The organism is Serratia sp. CY33525 (assembly GCF_052169115.1).
GTDB classification, from domain to species: domain Bacteria; phylum Pseudomonadota; class Gammaproteobacteria; order Enterobacterales; family Enterobacteriaceae; genus Serratia; species Serratia sarumanii.
On sequence record NZ_JBJNLK010000007.1, the window covers coordinates 34,896 to 57,624 of the forward strand.

The window sequence follows — 22,729 nt, forward strand, 5'->3', positions numbered from 1 at the left end:
ACGGGGAGTCTTGCTCCGCGCCGGTTCAGCCCGGCGCGCGACGTTTACGCCTTGCTGCGCGATTCGCCCAGCGCGGCGCTGATGTCTCTGGCCACTTCACCCACCAGTTCGCCCAGCTCCTTGAACCGCTCCTTGCCGACCCGCGAACTGGGCCCGGAGATGGAGATGGCGGCGATCACGTTGTTGTTGCGATCGAAAATCGCCGAAGCCAGGCAGTTCAGGCCGAGCGCGTGCTCTTCATCGTCGATGGTGTAGCCCTGTTCCAGCGACTGATGCAGATCCTTGCGCAGCAGGTTCACGCTGGTCAGCGTCTTCGGCGTATAGGATTGCAGCCCCGAACGCACGATCAGATCCAGCATCTCCTCTTCCGCCAGCGGGTACAGCAGCGCCTTGCCGGCGCCCGAGGCGTGCAGCGGCAAACGGCTGCCCAGCGGTGCGCACATGCGCACCATCGCCTGGCACTCGCATTGGCGAATCAGCACCGCGTCGAAATTGTTGCGGATCGCCAGGTTGGCGGTCTCGCCGGACAGCAGCATCAGTCGGCGCATGAACGGCCCGGCCACCGATACCACGTCGCGATCGTTCATGTAAGCGGAACCGACGGTGAACGACTGAATGCCGATATGCCACCAGCCCAGCTGTGGATCCTGAAAGACGAATTCCGATTTCTCCAGCACTTTCAACAACCTGAAGGTGGTGGAAAGCGGCAGCTCCAGCTTTTCGGACAGCACGGAAACCGACGAACTCCCCCCGGCGTTGGCCAGGTACTGGAGGATCTCCAGCCCGCGATCCAACGCCTGCGCCCCTTTGGTGGCGCCGGCTTCGGTGGCGGGTCGTCCTTTCCTGCGTAATTCGGTCATTCAAGCTTCCTTTGTCAGTGACGGCATGGGTGACGCTATGATAAACGCCCAGCGCGGCGTGCGGCCAGCGCTATGCCAAAACTATGCGATACGGCTCCGGCAAGCGGCTGACCACGCAGTTGTCGGCGCCCGCGCGGTCGATGGTGAAAAAGTCGGTGACCTTCGCATAGGCGAACAGCGGGTGGTGCCAGACATTGCGATGATAGTTGATCCCCTGTTTGCCGTTGGTGATAAAGGCGCGCAGCGTGCCAACGGGGATGGTTTCGCCCGGTTCGGCGACGATCACCACGAAGCGTTCGCCGTTCATCGGCACAAAGGCCTGCGACGAGAGCGGATGCTTTTCCAACAGGGAAAAGGTCATCGGCAGATCGCAGGGTTCCGCCCGGTTGATGCTGGCCAGCACCCGGTTGCCGTCGGACACCTCTATCCTGGCGAGATCGTGATAACGCTCGGTTTTCCCGTCATTGATATGAAAGAAACGCGAGCCCTCTATCTGCAATACATCGCCATAAGGCGCAAAGGCCGCCGGCGTTAATTCTTCGATGACTAAATCCATGTGATTCTCCCAAGCGCATGACCCAGACGACGATTGAACGGCGATATTTCACCCAACGCCTTCACTCTAGACAGCGCGTGGTGAATTTGACAGCATTTTTTTGGAAAATTTTTCCACAACAAGATCACCAGCACACTTTATGATCGAAGAGCAATATTAGTTGCCTTAAATCAATGAATTAAAAAATCGCCTGATTCATCATCGGGCAAAATGGGGCGGCACGCGTTCATCGCTGTCGGATGATTCTGTGACCGGGATCGTGGGGTTGCGCTTTGCCGCTGCCTATCGCGCCGCAACATCAGTAGATTCTTCTCACCGATAACCGAAAAGGCGGTGTCAGCCAAGGACCCCTCATGCTGGATCACGAAACCATTCGTTCGTTTATCAAGGTTGCCGAGTGCCAAAGTTTCTCCCGCGCGGCGGAGCTGCTGCACAAAACCACCGCCACCATCAGCTACCGCATCAAAACGCTGGAAGAGAGCATCGGCACGCAGCTGTTTATCCGCACCACCCGCACCGTCAACCTGACGCCGGCCGGAGAGTATTTGCTGGAGCGCTGCCGCCAGTGGCACACCTGGCTGGACGCCATGCCGGGCGAGCTGCGTCAAATCAACGACGGCGTAGAGCATCAGGTGAATATCGTGATCAACAACCTGCTGTACGACGCCGCCGCCGTAGCCGGGCTGTTAACTCACCTGCACGACAAATACCCGTTCACCCAATTCCACATTTCCCGCCAGGTGTACATGGGCGTGTGGGACGCGTTGCTGAATGAGGATTGCCATCTGGCGATCGGCGCGGCGGGCAATGAATCGCTGGAAAACAGCATCAAGGTGCTGCCGCTGGGCAAAATAGAGTGGGTGTTCGCCATCGCGCCGACGCACCCGCTGGCCGCCGCCGCCGATCCGCTGAACGAAACGCAGCTGCGCCCTTACGCCGCGATCAACGTCGAAGATACCGCACGCCATTTGGCCAAGCGCACCGCCTGGCTGCTGTCGGGCCAGCAGGAAATCAAGGTGCCGGATCTGCGCACCAAGCTGGAGTGCCATCTGCGCGGTCTCGGGATCGGTTTCCTTCCGCGCCGGCTGTGCCAAACTTATCTGGAGAGCGGCGAGTTGGTGGCCAAACAGCTCAAATACCCGCGCCAGTCTTCTCCCCTGTCGCTGGCCTGGTCCGATGCTCGCGGCGGCGAAGCAGTGCGCACCCTTATCAACCTGTTCCAGACGCGGGATCCGCTGATCGCGGGTTTGATCGGCGCTCTGGATTAAGTCGCGGTATCGGTAGGCATTTTTCCGGCGCTGACGTAATATCTGTTTACATATGTCTGACAGGAGGTTTGCATGCTTACTTTTATCCCCATCGTGATCGTCGTCGCGCTGATTGTGGTGTTCGCCGGCGTCAAAATTGTGCCGCAGGGGTTCCAATGGACGGTAGAACGCTTCGGCCGCTACACCAAAACGCTGATGCCGGGCCTGAACCTGGTGGTGCCGTTCATGGACCGCATCGGCCGTAAAATCAACATGATGGAACAGGTACTGGACATTCCCTCGCAGGAGGTGATTTCCCGCGATAACGCCAACGTCGCCATCGACGCGGTGTGCTTTATCCAGGTGGTCGATCCGGCCCGCGCCGCCTACGAGGTCAGCAACCTCGAACAGGCGATCGTCAACCTGACCATGACCAACTTCCGCACCGTGCTCGGCTCGATGGAGCTGGACGAAATGCTGTCTCAGCGCGACAGCATCAACAGCCGCCTGCTGCACATCGTCGATGAAGCGACCAATCCGTGGGGGGTGAAAATCACCCGTATCGAGATCCGCGACGTGCGGCCGCCGGCGGAACTGATCGCCTCGATGAACGCCCAGATGAAGGCCGAACGGACCAAGCGCGCCGACATCCTCGAGGCGGAAGGGGTGCGTCAGGCGGCCATTCTGCGCGCCGAGGGGGAGAAACAGTCGCAGATCCTGAAGGCCGAGGGCGAACGCCAGTCGGCATTCCTGCAGGCGGAAGCGCGTGAACGCGCCGCTGAGGCCGAGGCGCGCGCTACCCAGCTGGTGTCGGACGCCATCGCCAGCGGCAACATTCAGGCGGTGAACTACTTCGTGGCGCAGAAATACACCGACGCGCTGCAGAAGATCGGTTCCTCCAACAACAGCAAGGTGGTGATGATGCCGCTGGACGCCAGCAGCCTGCTCGGCTCTATCGGCGGCATTACCGAACTGCTGAAAGAAAGCAAAGGCAAATAATCATGCTCGAACTGATCGCGGCGAATCCGCTGTGGTTTTGGCTCTCCCTCGGGGGCGTGTTGCTGGCGGCGGAAATGCTCGGCGCCGGCGGCTACCTGCTGTGGAGCGGCGTGGCGGCGCTGTTGGTCGGCGTGCTGATCTGGCTGCTGCCGCCGCTTTCCTGGGCGTGGCAGGGCATGATCTTCGCCGTCCTGACCGTCGTCGTCGCCTATCTGTGGTGGTACTGGCTGCGCCGGCGCCCGGCGGCCGCATCCGGCGGTTCGCCGGTGCTCAACCAGCGCAACCGCCAGCTGATCGGCACTCGCGCTACGCTGACGGAGCCGATGCACAACGGCATGGGGCGCATCAATATCGGCGACAGCAGCTGGCGCGCGCAGGCGGCGGAAGATCTGCCCGCCGGCACCGAAGTGGAAGTGGTGGCGGTGGAAGGGGTCACGCTGGTGATCCGCGCCATCGGCCGTTAATTAGAACGACAGCATCCCGCCAGGTTGTTGATGATGGGGCACTCTGCCCCCTCGTCGCCCGGGCATTGGTCGGCCAGCGTCACCAGGCGCTGGCGCATTTCGCCCAGTTCGCTGATGTGCCTGTCGATCTCCGCCACCTTCTGCAGCGTGCGCGCCTTCACGTCGGCGCTGTGGCGGGCCGGATCGTTGAACAACGCCACCAGCTCGCGGCACTCGTCCAGGTTGAAGCCCACCTGCCGCGCCTGGCGCAGCAGCGTCAGCTCTTCAACGTGCCTGGCGGAATAATGGCGGTAACCGTTATCGCTGCGGATCGGGGCGGTAATCAGCGCTTTCTCTTCGTAAAAACGAATCGTTTTGCTGGTTAACCCGGTTTTTTTCGCGACGTCGCTAATATTCATTTTCCCTCCTTGACCTTACCCTTTCTGGAAGGTTTAAGCTCCATTCTTAGTGAAAACAGGTCCGGCGGTCAACCTTTAAACACCGCCGTTTAAGCAAGGAGTTCAATCATGTCACACACCACTATGCTGGCATTGCAGGGGCTGTCCTGCATGAACTGCGCGCAGCGGGTGAAAAAAGCCCTGGAAAGCCGCAGCGATGTCGAACAGGCGGACGTTAACGTGCATTACGCCAAAGTGACCGGCGACGCACCGGACAGCGCGCTGATCGACAGCGTGATCGCCGCCGGTTATCAGGCCGAAGTCGCGCCGCACGCCGATACCGAACTGCAGCTGAGTGGCCTGAGCTGCATGCACTGCGTCGGCACCACCCGCAAAGCGCTGGAAGCGGTGCCGGGCGTGTTCGCCGCCGACGTCGCTATCGACAGCGCGAAAGTGTACGGCGATGCCGATCCGCAGGCGCTGATCGCCGCGGTGGAAGATGCCGGTTATCACGCCAGCGTGGCGAGCGCCGCCGCCCCAAAAACTGAGCCGTTGACTGACGCAACACCTTCGTTGCCGGACGTTCAGCCAGCGGCGCAATCTCCCCTTCCGGCAACCGACGGCGCGGACGACAGCGTACAGCTGCTGCTCAGCGGCATGACCTGCGCCAGCTGCGTCAATAAAGTGCAGCAGGCGCTGCAAAGCGTTCCCGGCGTTGAGCACGCGCGCGTCAACCTGGCGGAGCGCAGCGCGCTGGTGACCGGCGCCACCGATGCGCAGGCGCTGGTGGCGGCGGTGGAAAAAGCCGGCTACGGCGCCGAAATGATTCAGGACGAGACCGAACGCCGCGAGCGCCAACAGCAGACCGCACGCGCCAACATGAAGCGCTTTAGCTGGCAGGCGGCGCTGGGTCTGGCGTTGGGTATCCCGCTGATGGCCTGGGGGCTGTTCGGCGGCAGCATGACGCTGACGCCGGAAACCCAGCGCCCCTGGCTGCTGGTCGGCGTCATCACCCTGGCGGTGATGGTGTTCGCCGGCGGGCACTTCTACCGCAACGCCTGGCGCGCGCTGATGAACGGCAGCGCCACCATGGATACCCTGGTGGCGCTCGGCACCGGCGCCGCCTGGCTCTATTCGATCGCCGTCAACATCTGGCCCGATTTCTTCCCGATGGAGGCGCGCCACCTCTATTACGAGGCCAGCGCGATGATCATCGGTTTGATCAACCTCGGCCATGCGCTGGAACAGCGTGCTCGCCAGCGTTCTTCGCAGGCGCTGGAGCGGCTGCTGGATCTGACGCCGCCTACCGCACGGCTGGTGACCGACGACGGCGAGCGCGATATCCCGCTGGCGGAGGTGCAGCTCGGCATGACGCTGCGGCTGACCACCGGCGATCGCGTGCCGGTCGACGGTGAAATCGTGCAGGGCGAAGTCTGGCTCGATGAAGCGATGCTGACCGGCGAAGCGGTGCCGCAGCAGAAAGGCCTCGGCGATACGGTGCATGCCGGGACGGTGGTCGACGACGGCAGCGTGCTGTTCCGCGCCGCCGCCATCGGCAGCCAAACTACGCTGGCGCGCATCATCAAACTGGTGCGCCAGGCACAGAGCAGTAAACCGGCGATCGGCCAACTGGCCGACCGCGTTTCGGCGGTGTTCGTGCCGGCGGTGGTGGCGATCGCCCTGTTCAGCGCGGCGATATGGTACTTCTTCGGCCCGCAGCCGCAGCTGGTCTACACGCTGGTGATCGCCACCACGGTGCTGATCATCGCCTGCCCGTGCGCATTGGGATTGGCGACGCCGATGTCGATCATCTCCGGCGTGGGCCGCGCGGCGGAGTTTGGCGTGCTGGTACGCGACGCCGACGCCCTGCAGCAGGCCAGCCAGCTGGACACCCTGGTGTTCGACAAAACCGGCACCCTGACCGAAGGAAAGCCGCAGGTGGTGGAGATCCTGACCTTCAATCAGGTCAGCGAACGGCAGGCGATCGGCTGGGCCGCCGCGCTGGAGCAAGGCTCCAATCACCCGCTGGCGCGCGCCATCATGGAACGCGCCGCCGGGCAAACGCTGCCGCAGGTGGCGCAGTTCCGCACCCTGCGCGGCGCCGGCGTCAGCGGGGAGATCGACGGCGTGCCGGTGCTGCTGGGCAACGCCGCGCTGCTGGAGCAGCATCAGGTCGCGACCGCCGAACTGGAAGCGCCGATGCGCGACCAGGCCGAACGCGGCGTGACGCCGGTGCTGCTGGCCGTTGACGGTAAACCGGCCGCGCTGTTCGCGATTCGCGATCCGCTGCGCGAGGACAGCGTCGCGGCGCTGCAGCGCCTGCACCAGCAGGGGTATCAGCTGGTGATGCTGACCGGCGACAATCCGGTGACCGCCAACGCCATCGCCAAAGAGGCCGGTATCGATCGGGTGATTGCCGGGGTGCTGCCGGACGGCAAAGCGGCGGCGATCAAGCAGCTGCAGGCGCAGGGCCAACGCGTGGCGATGGTCGGCGACGGCATCAACGACGCCCCGGCGCTGGCGCAGGCCGACGTGGGCATCGCGATGGGCGGCGGCAGCGACATCGCCATCGAGACCGCCGCCATCACCCTGATGCGCCACAGCCTGCACGGCGTGGCGGATGCGGTGGAACTGTCGAAGGCCACGCTGCGCAACATGAAGCAGAACCTGTTCGGCGCCTTTATCTACAATACGCTGGGCATCCCGATCGCCGCCGGCGTGCTCTACCCGCTGACCGGCGCGCTGCTCAGCCCGGTGGTGGCGGGCGCGGCGATGGCGCTGTCGTCGATTACCGTGGTCAGCAACGCCAACCGGCTGCTGCGTTTTAAACCCAGGAAGTGATCTCAGGGGCGCCGTCATGGCGCCCCACCGTTTTCCGGGCTTTCCTGCGCGGCGGATAGCGTTTAGCATGAATGACGATTTTCCCTCGCCTTTCATGCTGAAACGCGCACCCGTTATTCAGGAGCCACGCCGTATGGGTCAACTGTTACGCCGCCTCGCCGCCTTTCTCGGCCTGATCTCGCCCAAACGATACGCTTATCCGGCGCTGGACATCACTCTGCCGGGCGATCGTCGGCTGCATCTGGTGGGCAGCATCCATATGGGCACCGTCGATATGTCGCCGCTGCCGGCGCGGCTGGCCGCCCGGCTGCAGCAGGCCGACGCGCTGATCGTCGAGGCCGATATCACCGGCGCCGCCTCCCCTTTTGACCACGCAGAACAGCAGCCGGCGCTGGAACAGCGCCTGTCCGCCGAAGAATATCAACGGCTGCTGACGCTTTGCCACGAGCTGGGCGCCGATCCGCACGCCTTCGCCACCCTGCCCGGCTGGCAGGTGGCGCTGATGATGCAGGCGCGCCAGGCTCAGCGTCTGGGGCTACGGGCGGAGTACGGCGTGGACTATCAGCTGCTGCAGGCCGCCCGCGCGCAGGACAAACCGGTGATCGAGCTGGAAGGGGCACAGCAGCAGTTGGCGATGCTGGAACAGCTGCCGGAAGGCGGCATCGCGCTGCTGCGCGATACGCTGGAGCACTGGCACACCAACGCGCGGCTGCTGCAAACCATGGTGAGCTGGTGGCTGGACGCCAAACCGCGCGGCACGCTGGACACCCTGCCCGCCACCTTCAGCGCCGGGCTGTACGATGTGCTGATGCATCAGCGCAATCGCGACTGGCGGCATCAGTTGGAGGCGCTGCCGGCGGGTGACTATGTGGTGGCGGTTGGCGCATTGCACCTGTACGGCGAGGATAACCTGCCGGCGATGCTGCAGCCACAGGGCTAAAAAAGAGGCCAATATCGCTATTGGCCAGTCAAAGAGGAATTTCTTGTATTGTAGTTATACGCATAGCAACCGTGTTAACGGTTACAACAAACAGGGTAGCAACCCGGTGAATATCTTGGCAACCCGCTTTATGTAACAGCCGCTCAGGTTGCCGGGCGGGTTGGATTTTTGTATTTTTAAGGCTGGTTATCACCCCTTCCCCGTTAGGGACATTTTGGACAATACATTATGACGCCCGCAGTCGTTCTGCTCGAGAAACAAAAGGTCGCCTTCACCCTTCATCCGTATCACCACGACAGCGACGAAACCAACTTCGGCGACGAAGCGGTGAGAAAGCTGGGGCTGGATGCCGATCGGGTTTACAAAACGCTGCTGGTGGCGCTGAACGGCGACGCCAAACATCTGGCGGTGGCGGTCACGCCGGTCGCCACCCAGTTGGATCTGAAAAAGGTTGCCCGCGCGCTCGGCGCCAAAAAGGCCGAGATGGCCGATCCGCAGCTGGCCCAGCGCGTCACCGGGTATCTGGTGGGCGGCATCAGCCCGCTGGGGCAGAAAAAACGGCTGCCGACGGTGATCGACAGCCCGGCGCAAGCGTTCGCCACCATCTACGTTTCCGGCGGCAAACGCGGGCTGGACATCGAGCTGGCCGCCGCCGATCTGTGCCGCCTGCTGGCCGGCAGCTTCGCCGACATCGCCAAACGCGACTGACGCCGCCTTCTCAGCGGCACACCACCGTGGCGTCACAGGCCGCCAGCGTCTCGACCAGGCGATCCTCCAGCGCTTTCACCTCTGCGCCGGGCACCAGGTAGTTGTTGCTGATGATGGCGAACGCCAGCGGCCGCCCGGCCGCCGAGTCGACATAGCCGCTGAGCGACGATACCCCGGTCATGGAACCGCTCTTGGCGTGGGCGCGGCCGGCAGCCGCGCTTTTCACCATGCGGCTCCGCAGCGTGCCGCCCACCAGCAGCCCCGGCTGGCCCGCGATGGGCAAGGCGTTATACCAGTCGGCGAACCACGGCTGTTTTCTGGCCGCCAGCAGCAGCGTCGTCAGCTGCTGCGGCGTGATCTGGTTCATGCGCGACAGCCCGGAACCGTCCACCTGGCGGTACGCGCCGGCCTCGATGCCCTGGCTTTGCACAAACCGGCCGATCGCCTGCAGGCCGGCGGCCCAGTCCCCCTTGCCCTGCGTCTTGCGGCCCATCGCTTTGGTCAATACCTCGCCGTAACCATTGTTGGACACTTTCAGGAAGGTGACGGCCAATCGGGAGAGCGGCGGCGAGGTTTTTTCCGCCAGCAGCCGGGCGCCCGCAGGGGTCACGCCTTCTTCAGCGTTGCCGCGCAGCGTGATGCCGTGCGCGCGCAGGGCATTTTGCAATAAGGCGCCAACCACGCGGGCGGGCTGATCGACGGTAATCAAGCGTGAGCTGGCCTCCGCCTGCGCGGCGACGGTGCCGCTGACCACGATTCGGTTGCTGCCCGGCTGGCGATCGAACGTCAGTGCGGTGTCGCCGCCGGTGGTGGTGCGGTTGACCAGCGTCACCGCGTCATTGGCGGGATAGAAACTCACCCGCCCTGGCGCACCGGCGCGGGCGCCCGGCTGCACGTCCACCCGCACCACGTTGATATCGCCGCCGGGGGTAAAGGCGTAGTTCAGCGCCGAGATCGGCGCGGCGAAGGCGAAGGGTTCATCGTCCCAGCTCCAGCCGGCGCCGAATGGCGTTTGATCGAACGCGCTGGCGTCCAGGATCAGCCGCCCATGGATATGGCGAATGCCGCGCTGCGCCAGCGTGGCGGCAAAGGTGTCGAGATCGTCCGGGTGCAGCGTCGGATCGCCGCTGCCCTGCAGATAGAGATCCCCCCGCAAAGTGTCACCGCGCTGCTCGCCGGTGGTCAGCAGCCGGGTTTCAAACCGGTAATCCGCCCCCAGCACGCCGAACGCCGCCAGAGACGTGAACATCTTCATGTTGGAAGCCGGCGCCAAACGCTGCTGCGCGTGCGCCTGATACAGCACGGTGCCGCTCTCGGCGTCGCGCACCATCACGCCGTTCGACGCTCCAATCAGCGCCTTGTCTTGGCCGAGGGCCGTCAGCGCCTGGCTAAGCGTTTGCTCATGACGTTGGCCGGATGACGAACACCCCGCCAGCGCCAGGATGGCGGGCAGCAGCCAGCCTGCGGTTTTCAACATGTCATCTTCCTGCTTGCGTTATCAAAACCAAATTGCCGCTCAGGCTATCATTGGAAGGCGGCGGTGGCGAGAATGTCCGGCCCGTTTATCATTCAGATACGCTCAGGCAACGCCAAACGGCGCTCGTTGTGCACCACCCGCCACGCCAACAGCAGCACGCACAGGCTGCAGAGCGACAGCACGGCGCCCAGGTGCTGCGACAGCCCGGCCAGCACCAAGCCACCTCCTAGCATCAGGTAATACATCAGGCCAAGGATCGCGCCGGCGGTGCCCATGCAGTCTTTATAATGCCGCAGCGCGCGCGCCAGAATATTGGGAATGGCGATGCCGTACGCCATCACCACCAGCATCATCGGCAGAACGAACCACAAGCTCCCTTCCAGCAGCAGTACCAGCAGGCCGCCGGCCAGTGATAAAACGCAGGCCAGCATCAGCAACGCGGGGAACAGCCAGTGTTTGCCGATCAAAAACTTGTTGATCGCCGCGCCGATACCGACCCCGGCCGCCAACACCAAACCGGTATAACCGAACCACTGCGCCGGCAGTTCCAACGCCGCGAAGTGGAATGGCGCCAGCTGGTAATAGCTGAACATGCAAATATTGAACAACGCCACCAGCAGCGCACTGAGCCAAATATCCCCGTCCTTGATCATCCGCCCCAGCGTGCCGAAAAATGAATGCCTCACCACCTGTTGCGGACGCGTCTCCGGCAATTGCCAACCGGCATAGCCCAGCAACAGCGCCGCCAACAGCGCCAAACCGCCAAACACCCCCTGATAGCCCCAATAGTGAGTCAGCACTGCGCCGCTCAATACGCCAACCGCCGGGCTGATCGCCATGGCGATCCCCATCACCGAGAACACCCGCGCCAACTCATAACCGTCGAAGCGATCGCGAATCGCCGTTTGCGTCCCGACCGAACCGACCGCCGCGCCAAAGGCGGCCAGCACCCGCGCCGCCAGCAGCACGCTGAAGCTGCCGCTGAACAGTGCGACGATAGAAGCCAGCAGATAGAGCGTCAGCCCGGCCAAAATGGTGGGACGGCGTCCGATGACGTCGCACATCCGCCCCCAAACCACCACGCCCAGCGCAAAGGCGAAAAAGTAGCAAGAGAGCGTTTGCGCCGCCATTTCCGCACTTACCCGGAAACCATGCGCAATGTGCGTCAATGCCGGGCTGTAGATGGTCTCCACCACCTGGGGAAACATCATCATCGACGTCGCCAATGTCAGAGTCAGCTTACGTTGCATAACAGATCCTGTAGCCAAGAATAAGCTGCACAAGGTAGCATCTGCTCCCGGCGCCGATTACAATATAAAAGACAATAAATTTACAAAATCGGACATACTATGGCGTGGCTTCAGGCGCAGGACAGTTTTAATCCGGATACGCTCGACAACGGCGTGCTCGGGATCGCCGCCGAACTGGCGCAGCACGACTCTGGCACGCATTGGCATGACAGAGGCCAGTTGCTGTTCTGTCAGCAAGGCAGCATGCGTATCACGCTCAACCAAAGCATCTGTATGCTGCCGCCGGGCAGAGTTGCCTGGATCCCGCCGCAAGTGGCTCACCGCGTTCAGGTCAACGGCGTAGTCGGTTACCGTTCGCTTTATCTCGACGCCGATCGCTATGCCTGTCTGCCTGCGCAGCTTGCCGTACTGACAGCCTCGCCGCTGCTGCGCGAGGTGTTGGAACGCATCGCGTTCGCCGCATTCGACACCGACTGGCAGCATGGGCCTCACGCCAATATTCTGGCGGTCTGCCTGGACGAGATCGCCGCCGCGCCGCGCGAACTGACGTTGCTGCCGCTGCCCAGCGACCGGCGCCTGCGCCATCTGGCCAATCTGGACATGCTTCCGCCGCTGCACGAGCTATCGCGCTACAGCGGCGCTTCCGAGAAAACCATCAGCCGGATTTTCCGCCGTGAAACCGGCCTCAGTTATCAACAGTGGCGTCAGCAATGGCGCCTGATCAAAGCAATAGAGATGCTGGCCGCAGGGCTGAGCCAATCCAACGTCGCCGGTCGGCTGGCGTTTTCCAGCGACAGCGCCTTCGCCACTTTTTTCAAGAATATGGTGGGCTGCCCGCCGAGGGCGTATATGGAGAGAAGAAAGTAAGAGGCCGTCTAAAACGGCAACGCTGACAGAAAGCGTTGATGGGGAGGAAAAAAGCGACGGCGGGAACGGCGCCCCCGCGACAAGCGAGAAACGCCGTTCCGCTACGCCCTTATCGATAGACGATCTCGCCCTTCGGCTCGTAGGCCGCCGCATCCAGCGGTGAATGTTTCTCGATGTACTGCTTCAACACCTCGGCGTCGATAAAGCCGGTGTTGACGTAGCTCGGCAGCCCGTCCAGCTTCGGATAGCCGTCGCCGCCCAGCGCGTTGAAGTTCAGCGTCGCCATGCGGTAGGTTTTATCCGCCTGCAGCGGCTGGCCGTTGATCTTCACCTCGCTGACGCCCTTGCCGTCCGCCACCAGGCTGACGTTGGCGAACTGGGCGTAGGCGCCGGAATCCGGCTTCATGTTGGCCACCACCGCCAGGTACTGCTCAACCTCGCTGCCTTTCATATCGACATGCACCAGGGTGTTGCCGAACGGCTGTACCTTGAGCACGTTCTTATAGGTGATATCGCCGCTTTCAATCGAATCGCGCACCCCGCCGCCGCTCATCACCGCGAAGTCGGCATCGGCGCGCTCCCTCTGCGCCGCCAGCATCACCCGCGCCAGGTTGGTCTGCACGAAGCGCACCTTGCTGCGATCGCCCTCCAGCTTGCCGTTAACGCTGCCGATCTTCACGCCCAACTGCGCCTTGCCCTTCTCCTGGAACGGCGTCAGCAGTTTCATCATGGCCGGGTCTTCCGCGATCTGCTGGGTGTAGTACACCCGCTCGCTGGTGCCGTCCGCCTTCTCCACCTTCTTCTTCAGGTTTACCGGGATCAGCTGATAATGCACCAGCTTCAGCTCGCCGTTGCGGAATTCGAAGTCGGCGCGGCCCACGTATTTGCCCCACTCGTGCGCCTGCACGATCCAGGTGCCGTTCTGGCGATCCGGCGAGCACGGCGTGCCCGGCACGTAATCTGCCTGTTTGCGGTTGTCGCCGGCCATGCACACCGGATCCTGCGAGTGGCCGCCGACAATCATGTCGAGATACCCGGCTGGCAGGCTGCGCGCCATTTCCACGTCGCCCGGCGCGTTCGAGCCGTGTTCGCCGTTGTCGTAGTGCCCCATATGGGTGGCGGCGATAATCACGTCCGGCTTCTCGTCCTTACGCAGTTGCTCCACCACCTGCTTCGCCTCCTGCGCCGGCACGCGGAACTCCATGTCGGTGAAGTACTCCGGGTTGCCTATCTTGGCGGTGTCGTCGGTCGTCAGGCCGATCACCGCAATCTTGATGCCCTGCTTGTCGAACAAGGCGTAAGGCTTGAATAGGCGCTGGCCGGTGCTTTTCTGATAGATATTGGCGGACAGCAGCGGGAAGGTCGCCCATTTTTCCTGCTGCCGCAGCACGCTCAGCGGGTTGTCGAATTCGTGGTTGCCGATCGCCATCGCGTCGTAACCCACCAGGTTCATGCCGCGGAAGTCCGGCTCGGCGTCCTGCAAATCCGATTCCGGCACGCCGGTGTTGATATCGCCGCCGGACAGCAACAGCAGGCTGCCGCCCTGCGCCGCCACTTCCTGACGAATGCCGTCCACCAACGTTTTCTGCGCGCCCAGGCCGTATTCGCCATGATCGTTCTGCCAGAAGTGACCGTGATGGTCGTTGGTATGCAGAATGGTGATGGCGTAGGTCTTATCCTTTTCCCAGGCACTGGCGGCCCCCGACAGCAACGTCAGGGAAACGGCCAACGCACATGCGGTGGTTTTCAGCGAAAAACGCATGGCGGATCTCCGTGTATTAAATGGCTTTTATGATGAGGGCGAAATTGTAGCGCGAATCAATGACAGCTGATTTCAAATTTTTGCGATGTGAGTCTGATTATTTCAGATATGGTAAAAATTGCGCACCCTGCCTAAGATGTCTTCTCTGTGCTCAACAACTTATCAGGCTAATAATAATATGACCGACAGTAGCCAAAGCGCGATGCCGCCCGCCAAGGGCAGTGCGGTGAAAGGCACCGCCTTCTCCATCCTCGGCGCCATCAGCGTGTCTCACCTGCTCAACGATATGATCCAATCGCTGATTCTGGCGATTTACCCGATCCTGCAAGCCGATTTTCACCTCAGCTTCGTGCAGATCGGCATGATCACCCTGACCTATCAGCTGACGGCCTCGCTGCTGCAGCCGCTGATTGGTTATTACACCGATAAACACCCGCAGCCTTATTCGCTGCCGATCGGCATGGGCTTTACCCTGTCCGGCCTGCTGCTGCTGTCGGTGGCGAGCACCTTCCCGCTGGTGCTGCTGGCGGCGGCGCTGGTGGGCACCGGCTCATCGGTGTTCCACCCGGAATCCTCGCGCGTGGCGCGCATGGCCTCCGGCGGGCGGCACGGCCTGGCGCAGTCGCTGTTCCAGGTCGGCGGCAACTTCGGCAGCTCGCTAGGCCCGCTGCTGGCTGCGCTGATCATCGCGCCTTACGGCAAGGGTAACGTCGCCTGGTTCACGCTGGCGGCGCTGCTGGCGATCGTGGTGTTGCTGCAGGTCAGCAAGTGGTATCAACATCAGCACCGGGCAACTAAAGGGCAGCCGAAAAGCCCATCAACGCTGAAACCGCTGCCAAAACGTACCGTAGTCTACTCGCTGGGCATCCTGCTGGTGCTGATTTTCTCTAAATACTTCTATCTGGCCAGCATCAGCAGCTATTACACCTTTTATCTGATACATAAATTCGGCGTTTCGGTACAGAATGCGCAAATTCACCTGTTCGCCTTCCTGTTCGCGGTGGCGGCAGGCACCATTATCGGCGGGCCTCTCGGCGACAAGATAGGGCGAAAATACGTTATTTGGGGTTCTATTCTCGGCGCTGCGCCGTTTACCCTTGTTTTACCTTATGCATCGCTCTATTGGACCGGCATTTTAACGGTGATTATCGGGGTTATTCTCGCCTCGGCGTTCTCCGCCATTTTGGTCTACGCCCAGGAGCTGATCCCCGGCAAGGTGGGCATGGTTTCCGGCTTATTCTTCGGTTTTGCTTTCGGTATGGGCGGATTAGGCGCGGCAGTTCTTGGTTATGTCGCGGATTTGACCAGTATCGAACTGGTCTACCAAATCTGTGCTTTCCTGCCGCTGATCGGCATTATCACCGCACTGCTGCCCAATATGGAGCATAAACCGCAATAACCCCGCGACTAGCCCGGATGAAATTACTTATTCGTCCGGGTTATCTTACGGATAAATCAATGTTATTTTCCATATCTGGCACAAAACCCCCTCATTGCCGCGCCTTAAGTGAAATCCTCTGCCTTTTTACAAAAAAGGCCAAATTAGCCAAGCAAGTCGCGCACAAATGCAATAAACTAAATGTATCTTTTCGTAACTTTGTTGCGTTTCTCCCGTGCCGCGATGCATAGCCAGAAGGAGTATGGATGCATAATTCAACACCGCTCATTACCACCATCGTCGGAGGGTTAGTACTCGCCTTCCTCCTCGGCATGCTGGCGAACCGCCTGCGCATCTCCCCTCTGGTGGGGTATCTGGCCGCAGGCGTGCTCGCCGGCCCGTTCACCCCCGGTTTCGTCGCCGATACCTCATTGGCGCCGGAACTGGCGGAAATCGGCGTTATCCTGTTGATGTTCGGTGTTGGCCTGCACTTCTCTTTGAAAGACCTCCTCGCAGTAAAATCTATCGCCATTCCCGGCGCCGTAGCGCAAATAGCCGTCGCCACCCTGCTCGGCATGGGGCTGTCCAAGCTGCTCGGCTGGGATCTGATCTCCGGCCTGGTGTTCGGCCTCTGCCTCTCCACCGCCAGCACCGTGGTGCTGCTGCGCGCGCTGGAGGAGCGGCAGCTGATCGACAGCCAGCGCGGGCAAATCGCCATCGGCTGGCTGATCGTCGAAGATTTGGCGATGGTGCTGACGCTGGTATTGCTGCCGGCCTTCGGCAACATGCTGGGCAACGACAACGCCAGCAGCAGCCAGCTGCTGATGGAGCTGGCGCTGACCATCGGTAAGGTCATCGCCTTTATCGCGCTGATGATCGTGGTCGGCCGCCGGCTGGTGCCGTGGATCCTGTCAAAAACCGCCAGCACCGGCTCGCGCGAGCTGTTCACCCTGGCGGTATTGGCGCTGGCGCTCGGCATCGCCTACGGCGCGGTGAAGCTGTTCGACGTCTCCTTCGCGCTGGGCGCTTTCTTCGCCGGCATGGTGCTGAACGAGTCCGAACTGAGCCACCGCGCGGCGCACGACACCCTGCCGCTGCGCGACGCATTCGCAGTGCTGTTCTTCGTCTCGGTCGGCATGCTGTTCGATCCGATGATCGTGATTAACGAACCGCTGGCGGTGCTGGCGACGCTGGCGATCATCGTGTTCGGCAAATCCGCCGCCGCGTTCCTGCTGGTGAAAATGTTCGGTCACTCCAAGCGCACCGCGCTGACCATTTCCGCCAGCCTGGCGCAAATCGGCGAGTTCGCCTTTATTCTGGCGGGCCTCGGCATTGCGCTCGGCATGATGTCGGAACACGGCCGCAATCTGGTACTGGCCGGCGCCATTCTGTCCATCATGCTCAATCCGCTGTTGTTCACCCTGCTGGAACGCTATCTGGCCAAGACCGAAACCATCGAAGACCAAATCCTCGAAGAGGCGGTGGAAGAAGAGAAGCAAATCCCGGTGGATATGTGCAATCACGCGCTGGTGGTCGGCTATGGCCGCGTCGGCAGCCTGCTGGGCGGCAAACTGGCCGAAGCGGGCATCCCGCTGGTGGTGATCGAGAACTCCCGCCCGCGGGTGGAAGCGCTGCGCGAACAGGGCATCAAGACGGTGCTGGGCAATGCCGCCAATCCGGAAGTGATGGATCTGGCGCGGCTCGACTGCGCGCGCTGGCTGCTGCTGACCATCCCCAACGGCTATGAGGCCGGCGAGATCGTCGCCTCGGCGCGCGCCAAGCGGCCGAATATCGAGATCATCGCCCGCGCCCACTACGACGACGAGGTGGCCTACATCACCGATCGCGGCGCCAACCAGGTAGTGATGGGCGAACGGGAGATCGCCAACAGCATGCTGAACATCCTGCAGCTGGACACCCTGAGCGAAGAAGAAAAAATGGGCGGCTGCCCTATCTGAAGCGCCACGCGCGCAAAAAAAGGTCCGGCATGCCGGACCTTTTCTTTTTCAGCGGGTTAACGCTCCCAGTAAGACTCTTCCAGGCTGTCTTCCCGCTCCGGCAGGCCGCGAGTGAGGCGCGGCGAATGCTGGTTCAACACCTGGTAGCTGACGCGGTTGGCGTATTTGCACACCTGCGCCAGGGAGGAGTAAGTCAGGTAGCTGCGCACGTGCTTGCTGGAGTTCGGCACGTTGTGGCGGTGATAGCCGTTGGCGGCGATATCGTGCAGCAACGCCGACAGCGCGCCGTCGCCGGCGCCGTTGGTGTTCATAATCTTCTCCGGCCCGCCCATATACGGCGCGATGTGCGAATAAACGCGCAGCGGATTTTCACAGTGTTCGCGGCGCATGGCGCGGCTGAATTCGTAGCGGTTGAACTCGGCGATATGCCCCGGCAGCAGCGGGTGCTGGGTCTGGCGCTTGTTGGCCTCTTCGGTGTAGCCCGCCATATACAGGCCGTTCGGCCCGGCGGTGCACAGCACCAGATCCACCCACTCCAGCGCCATGTCCGAGGCGGTCAGCGGATCGCTCAGCCCGGTCAGCTCCAGCGCTTCGTCTTCGTTCATCGCCAGAATCGTCACGTTTTCCTTCAGGAAGTCGCGCCACCACTGTGGGTTGTCGGCAATGACGTACTTGGTGCCCAGCGTCAACACCACCGGCACGTCGTGCTTTTTGGCGTATTCGATCGCCTGCAGGGTGGCGGCCTTCATCGGCTCCCCTTCCTTGCAGCGCACCAGATAAGAGCTCAGCACCAGCGCCGACGCGCCGGCGATCACTTCTTCAGGAATGCTTTCCGGGCGCAGCTGGTTCATTTGGCCCGGGTTGATGGCGAAGGTGCGCTCGCCGCTTTCGCCAATCAGCGTGAAACAGCGGCCGATGGCGCCGTCTACGCCCTGCAGATAGTTGAGATCGGTACGGCTGGAGGTATTGCACAGGTAACGGTAGGCGTAGCAGCCGATTTTCACGTTGCTGCACATCACGCCGAGCAGCACCGAGCGATCGTCCGCCAGCACCGAATAGTTGTGCATGGTATTGCCGATGGTGCCGCCGGCGAACTGATGAGTAACCAGGTTGTTTTCATTCAGTTCCTGATACAGCGCCTCGGCGACGTCGTCTTCGATCACCAGAGAGTGGCCCAGGCTCAGGCCGTAGCGCTGGACAAAAGCGTCGTCCACCTTCGCCTCGATATCCACCAGCGTCTGGTCGATGCCGACGATATACGAGGTGCTGATTTCACTTTCGGGCTGGGCCTGCTGCAGAAGCGGATCGCGGGCGCTCACCGGGAAATAGTGTTTGGACTTGCGTTTACCAGGAAATTTCATGTGATTGGCGGTGGTGGCGGTTTAACAAGCGGAGAATGTTAACACATTCCCGCCCGATCACGATGATTCTAATATACAGATTATTGATGATTAGAGGCGCTGCGCCACCAGCTGCTGCATCATATCGATATGCGCCGGCTCGTCGTTCAACGCAGAGATATACTCAAACTTCTCGCCGCCGGCCTCGAGGAAGATCTCGCGGTTCTGCTCCTTGATCTCTTCCAACGTTTCCAGGCAGTCCGCCGAGAAACCCGGGCAAATCAGCTGAATGTGCTTCACGCCCTGCGCCGGCAGCCCCTTCAGGGTCTCATCGGTGTACGGCGTCAGCCACGGCTCGCGGCCGAAGCGCGATTGGTACGTCATCATCACTCGCTCCGGCGCCAGCGGCAATGTGGCGCTCAGCGCTCGCAGCGTATCCTCGCAGCGCTGCGGGTAGTCGTCGCCCAGGCGTGCATAGCGTTTGGGGATGCCGTGGAACGACAGCACCAACCGATCCGGCTGGCCATGCTCGGCGAACGAGCGCTCCACGCTTTGCTGCAGCGCGGCGATGTAGGCCGGGTGTTCGGCGTAATCGCGGATGAAGGCCACAGAAGGCAAGCGGCGATAGCCTTTCAGCACCCGCGCTACGCCATCCCATACCGCCGCGCTGGTGGAACAGGAATATTGCGGATAGAGCGGCAGCACCACCAGGTTGGTCACGCCCTGCGCCAACAGCTTGTCGATGGCTTCCGCCAGGCTCGGCGAGCCGTAGCTCATGCCCAGCTCCACCGGCGTATTCGGCATGCGCGCCGCCAGCGCCCGCTGTTGGCGGCGGCTGTACACCAGCAGCGGCGAGCCTTCTTCCATCCACACCGACTGATAGAGCTTCGCCACGCGCGGCGAACGGATCGGCAAGATCGCGCCGTTGAGGATCGGCCACCAGATCAGCGGCGCCGTGTCGACCACGCGATCGTCACTGAGGAATTCCTTCAGATAGCGTTTGACCGCCGACGAGGTCGGCGCATCTGGCGTGCCCAGGTTCACCAGCAATACGCCGTGTTTCTCTTGCTTCATCTCAGTTCCCCTCATTTCCTTTCCGGCCGGCATTCCGTTCTGGGTCGGGATGTCAGCAGCCATTAATGCCGGCTATTGTAACGGAAAAGTCGAGCATCGAAACCGATAACAGCAACAGGCTATGCCTGTGGGCCTCCCCCTTGCGCCAGTCGCCACACCGCCGCCACGTTGCGCGCCGTCACCTGCAGATTGCGATCGGCGCCCGCCAGCGCTTCTTCCAGCGTCACGATGCCATCGAGCACCGAAAACGCCGCGTCGATGCCGTGTTGATGCACCACCTGGTAATCCGACGTCAGGCTGCCGGCGATGGCGATCACCGGCACGCCGTGGCGCTTGGCCACCCGCGCCACGCCGATCGGCGTTTTGCCGTGGATCGACTGGCTGTCCAGCCGGCCTTCCCCGGTGATCACCAGATCGGCATCGCGCACCGCCTCATCCAGGCGCAGGGTTTCGGTGACGATCTCGATGCCCGGCCGCAAGCGCGCATTGAGCATGCCGAGCAGCGCCGCCCCCATGCCGCCCGCCGCGCCCGCCCCTGGCTGGGTGAGCACCGCGCGGCCGGTTTCCCGTTCCAGCAGCTCGCCATAGTGATACAGCGCCGCATCGAGCTGCGCCACCATCTCCGGCGTCGCTCCCTTCTGCGGCCCGAACACCGCCGAGGCGCCCTTTTCGCCGCACAGCGGGTTATCGACGTCGCAGGCGGCGGTCACGCTCACCCGTTGCCAACGCGCATCCAGCCCGGCGAGATCGAGATGCGCCAGCTGCGCCAGCGCCGCTCCGCCCGCCGGCAGCGGCCGGCGGGCCTTATCCAGCAACTTCACGCCCAGCGCCTGCATCATCCCGGCGCCGCCGTCGTTGGTGGCGCTGCCGCCGATGCCGAGAATGACCGCCTTCACGCCGCGTTCCAGCGCCGCCAGCATCAGTTCGCCGGTGCCGTAACTGGTGGTGATGCGCGGATCGCGCCGGCCGGGCGGCGCCAGGTGCAGCCCTGAGGCGGCGGCCATTTCAATCACCGCGGTTTCGCCGTCGCCCAGCAGGCCATAGAACCCCTGCACCGGCTCCCCCAGCGGCCCGGTGACCGTCACCTGGACGATTTCACCGCCGGTGGCCGCCACCATCGACTCCACCGTGCCTTCGCCGCCGTCCGCCATCGGCAGCTTCACGTAGTGCGCCTGCGGGTAAATTTGGCGGAACCCCCGCTCGATGGCGTCGGCGACGCCGAGCGCGCTCAGGCTCTCTTTGAAAGAATCCGGGGCAATAACCACTTTTTTCAGCGTTTTCATCACTGTTCCTTATCCCGCCAGGTTAAATACGCCAAACATCAGCGCCGAGATTGCCGCAATGGTGAACCCCACCAGCGTTTCGTACGGCAGCAGCTTCAGCCGCTCGTGCACCGCCATATTGACGCTGCCGCCGGTGGCGTGGAAGAAGCTGCCGTGCGGCAGATGATCCAGCACCGTGGCGCCCGCATGGATCATCGCTGCGCCGGCCAGCCCGCTCACGCCCAGCTCAAGCAGCGTGGAGCTGAACACCCCGGAAGCCACGGCGGTGCCGGCGGTGGTCGACGCGGTCGCCATCGACATCAGCGCGCCGGACAGCGGCGCCAGCAGCCAGGCCGGCAGCCCGGTGTGCGTTAAGCCGTTAATCAAGACATCCTTCAGCGCCGAGTTGGCGATAATGCCCGCCAGCGTGCCGGTGCCGAGCAGCATGATCGCCACCGGCGCCATGCGCGACAGGCCGGAGACCATAAACTGATTGCACTGGCGGATGCGCCCCATCAGCAGCGCGCCCGCCAAGCCGCCGGCCGGCAGCGCGATCAGCGGATCGACGGCGATGCCGGCGATCGGCCGCAGCGACAGCAGCAGGATCGCCACCAGCGGCGCGCTGATCGCTGCAGCGAAGCCTGGCCGCGCCCCTTCGGCATGCTGAGTCAGCTCTTCGGCCATCACTTTGCTGCCTTTATCGCTCAGGCGGCGCGCCAGCAGATAGGCCACCACCAGGCCGCACAGCCCCGGCACGATGCCGGCCATCATTACCGAGGTGAGCGGCACGTGGAAATTGTCCGCCGCCGCGATGGTGTTCGGGTTGGGCGACATCACGTTGCCGGCCTTGCCGCCACCGATCATCGCCAGCAGGATCGCCGCGCGCGAAATGCCGGCCTTTTGGGCTATCGACAGCGCGATCGGTGCGACGGTGATCACCGCCACGTCGATAAATACCCCCACCGCCGTCAGGATCAGTGTAGCCACCGCCAGCGCCAGCAGCGCGCGGGTTTCGCCCACCTTGCGCACGATAGTTTCGGCGATGGTATGCGCCGCGCCGGATTCGATCAGCACCCCGGCCAGCACCCCCGCCGCCAGGATGCGCATCACGGCGTTGGTGATGCCCTGCGCCCCGCCGATCATCAGCGTTACGGTCTGCACCAGGTCGGCGCCGCCGCACAGCCCGCCCGCCAGCGCGCCGGCGATCATGCCGTAAGCCGGCGGCACCTTGCGTAGAATCAGGACGATGGCGACGGCTAACGCCACCAGCGCCCCCAGAGTGGATACGGTTGTCATTGTTGTTTTCTCCGTGGTTGATGTGCAGGCCAACATATCCCGCGCGCCCGGCGTTGGCCTGAGGGGAAACAAC

19 protein-coding genes are annotated in these 22,729 nt (G+C 62.6%); 9 read left to right on the forward strand and 10 right to left on the reverse strand.

Annotated features, from left to right (window positions below):
* Nucleotides 1–44 precede the first annotated feature (44 nt).
* Complete coding sequence (allR, locus tag ACJ8IM_RS17190) at nt 45–860, reverse strand: HTH-type transcriptional repressor AllR (protein WP_015376892.1); 816 nt, start codon at nt 858–860, stop codon at nt 45–47.
* Nucleotides 861–930: 70 nt separating this feature from the next.
* Nucleotides 931–1,416, reverse strand: coding sequence for an ureidoglycolate lyase (locus ACJ8IM_RS17195; protein ID WP_033653231.1), 486 nt, complete (start codon nt 1,414–1,416; stop codon nt 931–933).
* Between the two features lie 353 nt (nt 1,417–1,769).
* On the opposite strand from ACJ8IM_RS17195, the gene allS reads away from it, so the two are divergent.
* From allS to ACJ8IM_RS17210, 3 genes are all read left to right on the forward strand, one after another.
* Nucleotides 1,770–2,684, forward strand: a complete 915-nt coding sequence (gene allS, locus ACJ8IM_RS17200; protein ID WP_033653232.1) for an HTH-type transcriptional activator AllS — start codon at nt 1,770–1,772, stop codon at nt 2,682–2,684.
* A 72-nt stretch (nt 2,685–2,756) separates the two neighbouring features.
* The gene (locus ACJ8IM_RS17205; protein ID WP_004940203.1) at nt 2,757–3,662 is read left to right on the forward strand and encodes an SPFH domain-containing protein; all 906 of its coding nucleotides are present in this window, start codon (nt 2,757–2,759) and stop codon (nt 3,660–3,662) included.
* 2 nt (nt 3,663–3,664) lie between these two features.
* Nucleotides 3,665–4,126, forward strand: coding sequence for an NfeD family protein (locus ACJ8IM_RS17210; RefSeq protein WP_033637369.1), 462 nt, complete (start codon nt 3,665–3,667; stop codon nt 4,124–4,126).
* Here the strand turns inward: ACJ8IM_RS17210 and cueR are convergent.
* Complete coding sequence (gene cueR / locus ACJ8IM_RS17215; RefSeq protein WP_033637368.1) at nt 4,123–4,524, reverse strand: Cu(I)-responsive transcriptional regulator; 402 nt, start codon at nt 4,522–4,524, stop codon at nt 4,123–4,125. The two genes, ACJ8IM_RS17210 and cueR, sit on opposite strands and share 4 nt — an antisense overlap.
* 108 nt (nt 4,525–4,632) lie before the next feature.
* On the opposite strand from cueR, the gene copA reads away from it, so the two are divergent.
* From copA to ybaK, 3 genes are all read left to right on the forward strand, one after another.
* Complete coding sequence (gene copA / locus ACJ8IM_RS17220; protein WP_033653233.1) at nt 4,633–7,344, forward strand: copper-exporting P-type ATPase CopA; 2,712 nt, start codon at nt 4,633–4,635, stop codon at nt 7,342–7,344.
* A 133-nt stretch (nt 7,345–7,477) separates the two neighbouring features.
* Nucleotides 7,478–8,284, forward strand: a complete 807-nt coding sequence (locus ACJ8IM_RS17225) for a TraB/GumN family protein (protein ID WP_033653234.1) — start codon at nt 7,478–7,480, stop codon at nt 8,282–8,284.
* A gap of 228 nt (nt 8,285–8,512) precedes the next feature.
* Nucleotides 8,513–8,992, forward strand: coding sequence for a Cys-tRNA(Pro)/Cys-tRNA(Cys) deacylase YbaK (gene ybaK / locus ACJ8IM_RS17230; RefSeq protein WP_004940240.1), 480 nt, complete (start codon nt 8,513–8,515; stop codon nt 8,990–8,992).
* 10 nt (nt 8,993–9,002) lie between these two features.
* Here ybaK and dacB read toward each other — a convergent pair whose 3' ends face one another.
* Together dacB and ACJ8IM_RS17240 are read right to left on the reverse strand one after the other, a co-directional pair.
* Nucleotides 9,003–10,469, reverse strand: a complete 1,467-nt coding sequence (dacB, locus tag ACJ8IM_RS17235) for a D-alanyl-D-alanine carboxypeptidase/D-alanyl-D-alanine endopeptidase (protein ID WP_033653235.1) — start codon at nt 10,467–10,469, stop codon at nt 9,003–9,005.
* 92 nt (nt 10,470–10,561) lie between these two features.
* On the reverse strand, nt 10,562–11,719 hold the full coding sequence (locus tag ACJ8IM_RS17240; RefSeq protein ID WP_033653236.1) for an MFS transporter: 1,158 nt from the start codon (nt 11,717–11,719) through the stop codon (nt 10,562–10,564).
* A 99-nt stretch (nt 11,720–11,818) separates the two neighbouring features.
* Between ACJ8IM_RS17240 and ACJ8IM_RS17245 the strand changes: the two genes are divergently transcribed.
* On the forward strand, nt 11,819–12,586 hold the full coding sequence (locus ACJ8IM_RS17245) for an AraC family transcriptional regulator (RefSeq protein WP_033653237.1): 768 nt from the start codon (nt 11,819–11,821) through the stop codon (nt 12,584–12,586).
* A gap of 109 nt (nt 12,587–12,695) precedes the next feature.
* Here ACJ8IM_RS17245 and ushA read toward each other — a convergent pair whose 3' ends face one another.
* The gene (ushA, locus tag ACJ8IM_RS17250) at nt 12,696–14,348 is read right to left on the reverse strand and encodes a bifunctional UDP-sugar hydrolase/5'-nucleotidase UshA (RefSeq protein ID WP_033653238.1); all 1,653 of its coding nucleotides are present in this window, start codon (nt 14,346–14,348) and stop codon (nt 12,696–12,698) included.
* 178 nt (nt 14,349–14,526) lie between these two features.
* On the opposite strand from ushA, the gene ACJ8IM_RS17255 reads away from it, so the two are divergent.
* Together ACJ8IM_RS17255 and ybaL are read left to right on the forward strand one after the other, a co-directional pair.
* Nucleotides 14,527–15,747, forward strand: coding sequence for an MFS transporter (locus ACJ8IM_RS17255; RefSeq protein ID WP_033637357.1), 1,221 nt, complete (start codon nt 14,527–14,529; stop codon nt 15,745–15,747).
* A 245-nt stretch (nt 15,748–15,992) separates the two neighbouring features.
* Nucleotides 15,993–17,684 (forward strand): YbaL family putative K(+) efflux transporter, encoded by a 1,692-nt coding sequence (gene ybaL, locus ACJ8IM_RS17260; protein ID WP_033637356.1) that lies wholly within the window; start codon nt 15,993–15,995, stop codon nt 17,682–17,684.
* Nucleotides 17,685–17,740: 56 nt separating this feature from the next.
* Here the strand turns inward: ybaL and ACJ8IM_RS17265 are convergent, their stop codons facing one another.
* From ACJ8IM_RS17265 to ACJ8IM_RS17280, 4 genes are all read right to left on the reverse strand, one after another.
* Nucleotides 17,741–19,045: an inosine/guanosine kinase gene (locus tag ACJ8IM_RS17265; RefSeq protein ID WP_101455754.1), complete on the reverse strand. Its 1,305-nt coding sequence runs from the start codon at nt 19,043–19,045 to the stop codon at nt 17,741–17,743.
* Nucleotides 19,046–19,135: 90 nt separating this feature from the next.
* Nucleotides 19,136–20,098: a ferrochelatase gene (gene hemH, locus ACJ8IM_RS17270; protein ID WP_033637355.1), complete on the reverse strand. Its 963-nt coding sequence runs from the start codon at nt 20,096–20,098 to the stop codon at nt 19,136–19,138.
* 119 nt (nt 20,099–20,217) lie between these two features.
* A complete protein-coding gene (locus ACJ8IM_RS17275) occupies nt 20,218–21,381 on the reverse strand; it encodes a glycerate kinase (RefSeq protein WP_033647266.1) in 1,164 nt (387 codons plus the stop codon).
* Between the two features lie 9 nt (nt 21,382–21,390).
* On the reverse strand, nt 21,391–22,656 hold the full coding sequence (locus tag ACJ8IM_RS17280; RefSeq protein ID WP_015376868.1) for a GntP family permease: 1,266 nt from the start codon (nt 22,654–22,656) through the stop codon (nt 21,391–21,393).
* Between the last annotated feature and the right edge of the window lie 73 nt (nt 22,657–22,729).

Excerpts from the sequence above, each read along its gene's own strand:
- allR (WP_015376892.1), bottom strand. The coding sequence starts at position 860 with ATGACCGAATTACGCAGGAAAGGACGACCCGCCACCGAAGCCGGCGCC.
- ACJ8IM_RS17195 (WP_033653231.1), bottom strand. The coding sequence starts at position 1,416 with ATGGATTTAGTCATCGAAGAATTAACGCCGGCGGCCTTTGCGCCTTAT.
- allS (WP_033653232.1), top strand. The coding sequence starts at position 1,770 with ATGCTGGATCACGAAACCATTCGTTCGTTTATCAAGGTTGCCGAGTGC.
- ACJ8IM_RS17205 (WP_004940203.1), top strand. The coding sequence starts at position 2,757 with ATGCTTACTTTTATCCCCATCGTGATCGTCGTCGCGCTGATTGTGGTG.
- ACJ8IM_RS17210 (WP_033637369.1), top strand. The coding sequence starts at position 3,665 with ATGCTCGAACTGATCGCGGCGAATCCGCTGTGGTTTTGGCTCTCCCTC.
- cueR (WP_033637368.1), bottom strand. The coding sequence starts at position 4,524 with ATGAATATTAGCGACGTCGCGAAAAAAACCGGGTTAACCAGCAAAACG.
- copA (WP_033653233.1), top strand. The coding sequence starts at position 4,633 with ATGTCACACACCACTATGCTGGCATTGCAGGGGCTGTCCTGCATGAAC.
- ACJ8IM_RS17225 (WP_033653234.1), top strand. The coding sequence starts at position 7,478 with ATGGGTCAACTGTTACGCCGCCTCGCCGCCTTTCTCGGCCTGATCTCG.
- ybaK (WP_004940240.1), top strand. The coding sequence starts at position 8,513 with ATGACGCCCGCAGTCGTTCTGCTCGAGAAACAAAAGGTCGCCTTCACC.
- dacB (WP_033653235.1), bottom strand. The coding sequence starts at position 10,469 with ATGTTGAAAACCGCAGGCTGGCTGCTGCCCGCCATCCTGGCGCTGGCG.
- ACJ8IM_RS17240 (WP_033653236.1), bottom strand. The coding sequence starts at position 11,719 with ATGCAACGTAAGCTGACTCTGACATTGGCGACGTCGATGATGATGTTT.
- ACJ8IM_RS17245 (WP_033653237.1), top strand. The coding sequence starts at position 11,819 with ATGGCGTGGCTTCAGGCGCAGGACAGTTTTAATCCGGATACGCTCGAC.
- ushA (WP_033653238.1), bottom strand. The coding sequence starts at position 14,348 with ATGCGTTTTTCGCTGAAAACCACCGCATGTGCGTTGGCCGTTTCCCTG.
- ACJ8IM_RS17255 (WP_033637357.1), top strand. The coding sequence starts at position 14,527 with ATGACCGACAGTAGCCAAAGCGCGATGCCGCCCGCCAAGGGCAGTGCG.
- ybaL (WP_033637356.1), top strand. The coding sequence starts at position 15,993 with ATGCATAATTCAACACCGCTCATTACCACCATCGTCGGAGGGTTAGTA.
- ACJ8IM_RS17265 (WP_101455754.1), bottom strand. The coding sequence starts at position 19,045 with ATGAAATTTCCTGGTAAACGCAAGTCCAAACACTATTTCCCGGTGAGC.
- hemH (WP_033637355.1), bottom strand. The coding sequence starts at position 20,098 with ATGAAGCAAGAGAAACACGGCGTATTGCTGGTGAACCTGGGCACGCCA.
- ACJ8IM_RS17275 (WP_033647266.1), bottom strand. The coding sequence starts at position 21,381 with ATGAAAACGCTGAAAAAAGTGGTTATTGCCCCGGATTCTTTCAAAGAG.
- ACJ8IM_RS17280 (WP_015376868.1), bottom strand. The coding sequence starts at position 22,656 with ATGACAACCGTATCCACTCTGGGGGCGCTGGTGGCGTTAGCCGTCGCC.